We start from the raw sequence: 4,483 nt of genomic DNA on the forward strand, positions 1-4,483 counted from the left end.
CCCCCGGCCCCAGCTCGCCGTCCGTGGACCCGACGAGCCCGGACCCGACGCCCACCGACGACGAGGGCACCGTGCCGGACAAGTACCTGGGCACGTGGTCCGGCGGCCTCGACAACCAGCACGGCCACCACACCCGCCGCCTCACCCTCCAGCAGGGCGAGACCGGCGAGACGGCCCTGTCGCTGATAGCCGAGGGCCCCACGGAGGACGGCGGCACCTACCGCTGCGTCTTCGAGGGCAAGCTGGAGTCCGCGTCCGACGAGCGGCTGCACATCGGCCCGACCGACGTCACCGTCGGCGAGCCCATGTCGGCCTGTACGCCCGGCAAGGCGAGCGTCGTGACGATCCTCGGCAACGGCAAGCTGCGCCGCGCGAACACGGACGGCACGGGCGAGCTGACGTACACCAGGTCGGGCTGATCCCGCGCCGGACGGCCTCCGCGCCGGACCCTCGTACGTCGACCTGAACCGTCGATCTGAACCGTCGACGAACAACACCCGACGGAACGGCGAAGGCGGCCCGCGCCCCCTGCGGGCCGCCTACCGTCACCGCCCATGGACTGGTTGAGCACCGAGAACACCATCGCCGTGCTCACGGCCGCCCTCGGCCTGCTCGCCACCGTCGGGGCGCTCTGGTACGAACGCCGGGTGCCGCGCCGCAAACGCGTCGGCTACCGCGTACAGATGGACACGGCCATAGGGGACAACATCCGTACGGGCGGCGCCAATACACGCCTCGGCCTGTTCGACGAGACCCCCGAGATGTCCGACGCCACGCTCGTCCTGCTCCGCGTCGAGAACGACGGCTCGCAGTCCATCACCGACGCCGACTACACCGGCCGCGCCCTGCACGGGCTCACCGCCGTCTTCACCGGCCGCACCATCCGCGGCCTCGCGGTGACCGCGCCGACCGGTGCCGACCACCTCATGGAGCACTTCACGGCGGGCGCGGGTCTGCGGTACGAGGGGAGCACGCTGCACATCCCGCGCGTCCCGCTCAACCGGGGCCAGCACTACAAGCTCCTCGTGCTGCTCACCGGCGGGCCCGTCGGCGGCGAGGTCACCATGTCCGGCGGCATCCAGGCGGGCGAGGTGCGGCCCAACCGTTCGACGACCCCCGACGACAAACCGCCGCTGTTCTCCCTGCCCGCACAGCTGCTGACCGTCCTGCTCACGCTCTCCGTCACCGCGCTGGCCTCGATCATCGTGCTGCGGGACGCGACCCCGCCGCCCATCGAGTGCGCGACGGGCGAGCTGACGGTGCTCGGCTCGACGGCGTTCGCGCCGGTCGCCGAGGAGTTGGCGGACAAGTACGAGAAGGACTGTCCGGGCTCCGACATCACGGTCGCCGCGCACGGCAGCGCGGCGGGCATACGCGAACTGGACGACGAGGGAAAGAAGACCAGCGGGGGCCGTGCGGGCGAGGGCCGTACGGGCGGAAACGGTACGGGCGGGGATCGTACGGGCGGGCAGGGATCGCCGCCCCTCCTCGCCTTCTCCGACGGGCCCAAGTCCGACGGCTTCCCGCGCCTCGCCGAGAGCCGCGTGGCGGTCTCCGTCTTCGCCCTAGTCCTCAACGACCGCGTACGGATACGCAATCTGACCCGGCCCGAGGTGCGCCGCCTCTACCGTGGCGGCGTACGCAACTGGAAGCAGCTCGGCGGCCCCGACCTGCCGGTGGTCCTGGTCAGCCGCGGCTCCAGCTCGGGCACGCGCGACACGCTCCAACGCCGGGTCCTCGGCGGCGCGTTCGAGATCAAGGCCTCGTCGAACGACTGCCTGAGCAAGGATGACCCGTCCGTGCCGGTCACGCGCTGCGAGCTGGACTCCACCGAACAGGTCCTGGACGCGGTGGGCCGCATACCCGGCGCCATCGGCTACAGCGAACTGCGTTCCGCCGCGGGCCTCAAGGGCCTGCACCGCCTCAACCTCGACGGCCACGAGCCGTCCGTCGAGGAGCTGGCCAGGAGCGGCTACCCCTACCGCGAGATCGAGTACGCCTACACCTACGGCCGACCCCCCGCCGACTCCCTGGCCTCCAGCTTCCTCGCCTACGCCCGCGGCACCGGCCTGGACGTCATCCGCACCCATGGCCACCTGCCGTGCGCGACCCCGGAGGGGCTGCGCATCTGCGGGGACGACGCTTAGGGGGCCGGGGCTCCGGACTGAGCGGGGCGGGCCCACGAGGGCCCGCCCCGCCGCGCGTCAGCCCTCGATCCGGACGGTCCGGATGCCCGTACCCCGGTAGCGGTGCGGCGCCCTCGTCAGCACCGGGCGGCCACGCGGCCACTCGGGCGACGGCAGCGCGAGATGCAGTGCATGCGCCCCGCCCCAGTCCGCCTCGGCGTCGATCCGCAGCCGCTTGCCGACCGCCGCGGCGCCCGCGAAGTCCAGCTCCGTGATGTCGACGGACGGCAGCGACCCGACGTGCTCGGCGACCCCGGCGCGGTCACGCTCGGCGGCCGCGAGCGCCAGGGCGGGCACGTAGACCCTGAGGGCGGGGTCCTTCTCGGCCTCGACCACGAGCCGGGACGCCATCCTGTTGCCCGCTCCGAGCGCCAGCGCGGCGGTGTCGTCGAAGATGACGGCGCGCGGCAGCGGGTACTTGTCCTTCTTCACTGGACCTCCCCGATGCGACCGGCCTCAAGGTCGGCCCAGAGCTGCTCGCCCGCCTTCTCGTCCTCTTCGGTGTAGGGCCCGCCGAGGAAGTGCTCCTCGACGTACGCCTTCGTCTCCTCGTACCGCCGCCGCTGCTCCTCCTTGGTGGGCGTGGCACCGGCCAGCTGCGCGACCAGATCACGCATGGTCATCCCGCGCTCGCGGGCCAGCTCCATGAGGCGGTCACGGACGGCGGGGTCGACCTTGATCGTGGTGTCAGCCATGACGACAGTATACCGGTGGTATACCGTTTCCGGACGCCCGCAAGTTTGAACTGCCGTTTCAGCAGGTCGCGTTCGTCATCTTCACTCGTGCGAGTTAAGCGCGGTGAGCAGCAGGAGGGTGTGCACGCGGCGGTCCGGCTCAGTGGGCCGATAGCGCCAACTGAGCGGCCAGGTAGGGCCTTCCAACGCCGGCACCGGTACGTACGACACGTGCCCCGCCCCGGCCGTCAGCCGGGTGACGCCTTCCGGCCACGCCCGGTGCGACGTGCTGCCGACCGGCACGAGGAAGTAGACCCCGCGCCGCCTGTTCGCCGCCTCGACGATCGGCCCCGGGTCGCCTCCCGTGAGCCGCGCCAGTTCGTCGGCGAGAGCGCGACCGGCGTCACCGTCGACCCGTACGGCGTCGAACTGGACGCCTGCCTTGCGGAGTTGGAGGCCGGACGCCGGAATCCAGTCGGCCTGCGCGTTGTACGTGTTCATGGGTTCAGCCAAGCGGCGTCGCGGTAGCTTTTCCATGACTCTGAGTCGACTGCCGTGCACGGTCGGATACGGGCCGTGTGTGGTTGAGGCCGGTTGAGATCGGTTGTGATCCGGTGCGTTCGGAATACTTTCGGAGGTGACCGCGATGGCGCGGTCCGCGAACAAGGACGAGGCGGGCGGGGTGACCCACCTCGTCGCCGCCCTGGCGAAGGCCCTGCGGGAGCAACAGCAGCTTTCCCAGGCCAAGTTGGGCACCCTCATCGGCTACACGGGCTCGGCGGTCAGCGCGATGGAGACGTGCGCGCAGCCGGCCAGTGACCAGATGCTGGTCAAGCTGGAGGAGACGATCGGGGCGGGCCTTGGGGTGTTCGACAAGGCGCGGCAGTACATCCTGATGGACAAGTACCCGCCGCAGTTCGCGGACTTCTCCCTGATGGAGGCGCAGGCGGTGACGCTCTCCGCGTACGAGACCTACGTCATCAACGGCCTCTTCCAGAGCGAGGACTACGCGCGGGCTTTGATCGGGGGTGGGTACCCGAAGCTGCCCGAGTGCAAGGTGGAGGAACTCGTCGAGGCGCGGATGGCTCGCAGGGCCCTCTTCGACCGTGAGCCGACCGCCATGATCGAACTGATCCTTGACGAGTCGGTGCTGCGACGCCCCTTCGGGAGCTGGGACATCCTGCGCGGACAACTACGCTCGCTCACCGAGGATGCTCAGCGCGACAACGTCAGCATCCAGGTGCTGCCCTTGGAGCGCGGGTTGCGCGGCGCCCATGCTGGGGCTCGCGGCGACATGATCCTGGTGGAGACCGAGGAACACCACCACGTGGTCTACCTGGAGATCGAGGACGAGAGCCACCTCGTCAGCGATCCCGCCAAGGCGTCCCAACTCGCCCACCGTTATGCGAAGATCCGAACACAGGCTCTGAGCCCGGACGACTCGCTGAGCCTCATCGAGCGGCTGGCAGGAGAAGAACGGTCATGAGCAGCACTCTGCGGTGGTTCAAGTCGAGCTACAGCAACGACAGCGGCGGCCAATGCCTCGAAGTCGCCTACGAATGGCGCAAGTCGAGCTACAGCAACGACAGCGGCGGGGCCTGCGTCGAGATCGCCCCCTGCCCC

The 4,483-nt window shown here is 70.3% G+C and carries 6 protein-coding genes and 1 pseudogene; 4 read left to right on the top strand and 3 right to left on the bottom strand.

What is annotated here, in order from left to right:
* A pseudogene (locus tag GKQ77_RS28215) lies at positions 1 to 419 on the top strand (serine/threonine protein kinase); the annotation flags it as partial.
* 135 nt (positions 420 to 554) lie between these two features.
* Positions 555 to 2,147 carry a PstS family phosphate ABC transporter substrate-binding protein gene (locus GKQ77_RS28220; RefSeq protein WP_219691751.1) on the top strand — a complete coding sequence of 531 codons (1,593 nt, stop codon included), beginning with the start codon at positions 555 to 557 and terminating at the stop codon, positions 2,145 to 2,147.
* Positions 2,148 to 2,204: 57 nt separating this feature from the next.
* On the opposite strand, the gene GKQ77_RS28225 is transcribed toward GKQ77_RS28220, so the two are convergent.
* From GKQ77_RS28225 to GKQ77_RS28235, 3 genes are all read right to left on the bottom strand, one after another.
* Positions 2,205 to 2,618: a PIN domain-containing protein gene (locus GKQ77_RS28225; RefSeq protein ID WP_219691752.1), complete on the bottom strand. Its 414-nt coding sequence runs from the start codon at positions 2,616 to 2,618 to the stop codon at positions 2,205 to 2,207.
* The gene (locus tag GKQ77_RS28230) at positions 2,615 to 2,881 is read right to left on the bottom strand and encodes a hypothetical protein (RefSeq protein ID WP_051819484.1); all 267 of its coding nucleotides are present in this window, start codon (positions 2,879 to 2,881) and stop codon (positions 2,615 to 2,617) included. The genes GKQ77_RS28225 and GKQ77_RS28230 overlap by 4 nt, the downstream gene beginning before the upstream one ends.
* Positions 2,882 to 2,962: 81 nt before the next feature.
* Complete coding sequence (locus GKQ77_RS28235) at positions 2,963 to 3,361, bottom strand: hypothetical protein (RefSeq protein WP_219691753.1); 399 nt, start codon at positions 3,359 to 3,361, stop codon at positions 2,963 to 2,965.
* Positions 3,362 to 3,506: 145 nt separating this feature from the next.
* Between GKQ77_RS28235 and GKQ77_RS28240 the strand changes: the two genes are divergently transcribed.
* Positions 3,507 to 4,346 carry a helix-turn-helix domain-containing protein gene (locus GKQ77_RS28240; RefSeq protein ID WP_219691756.1) on the top strand — a complete coding sequence of 280 codons (840 nt, stop codon included), beginning with the start codon at positions 3,507 to 3,509 and terminating at the stop codon, positions 4,344 to 4,346.
* The coding region (locus tag GKQ77_RS28245) for a DUF397 domain-containing protein (RefSeq protein ID WP_219691757.1) at positions 4,343 to 4,483 on the top strand (141 nt) is incomplete at its 3' end. The genes GKQ77_RS28240 and GKQ77_RS28245, both read left to right, overlap by 4 nt.

Origin of the sequence: Streptomyces anatolicus (assembly GCF_019400875.1) — a bacterium.
Classification (GTDB): domain Bacteria; phylum Actinomycetota; class Actinomycetes; order Streptomycetales; family Streptomycetaceae; genus Streptomyces; species Streptomyces anatolicus.

Excerpts from the sequence above, each read along its gene's own strand:
- GKQ77_RS28220 (WP_219691751.1), top strand. The coding sequence starts at position 555 with ATGGACTGGTTGAGCACCGAGAACACCATCGCCGTGCTCACGGCCGCC.
- GKQ77_RS28230 (WP_051819484.1), bottom strand. The coding sequence starts at position 2,881 with ATGGCTGACACCACGATCAAGGTCGACCCCGCCGTCCGTGACCGCCTC.
- GKQ77_RS28235 (WP_219691753.1), bottom strand. The coding sequence starts at position 3,361 with ATGAACACGTACAACGCGCAGGCCGACTGGATTCCGGCGTCCGGCCTC.
- GKQ77_RS28240 (WP_219691756.1), top strand. The coding sequence starts at position 3,507 with ATGGCGCGGTCCGCGAACAAGGACGAGGCGGGCGGGGTGACCCACCTC.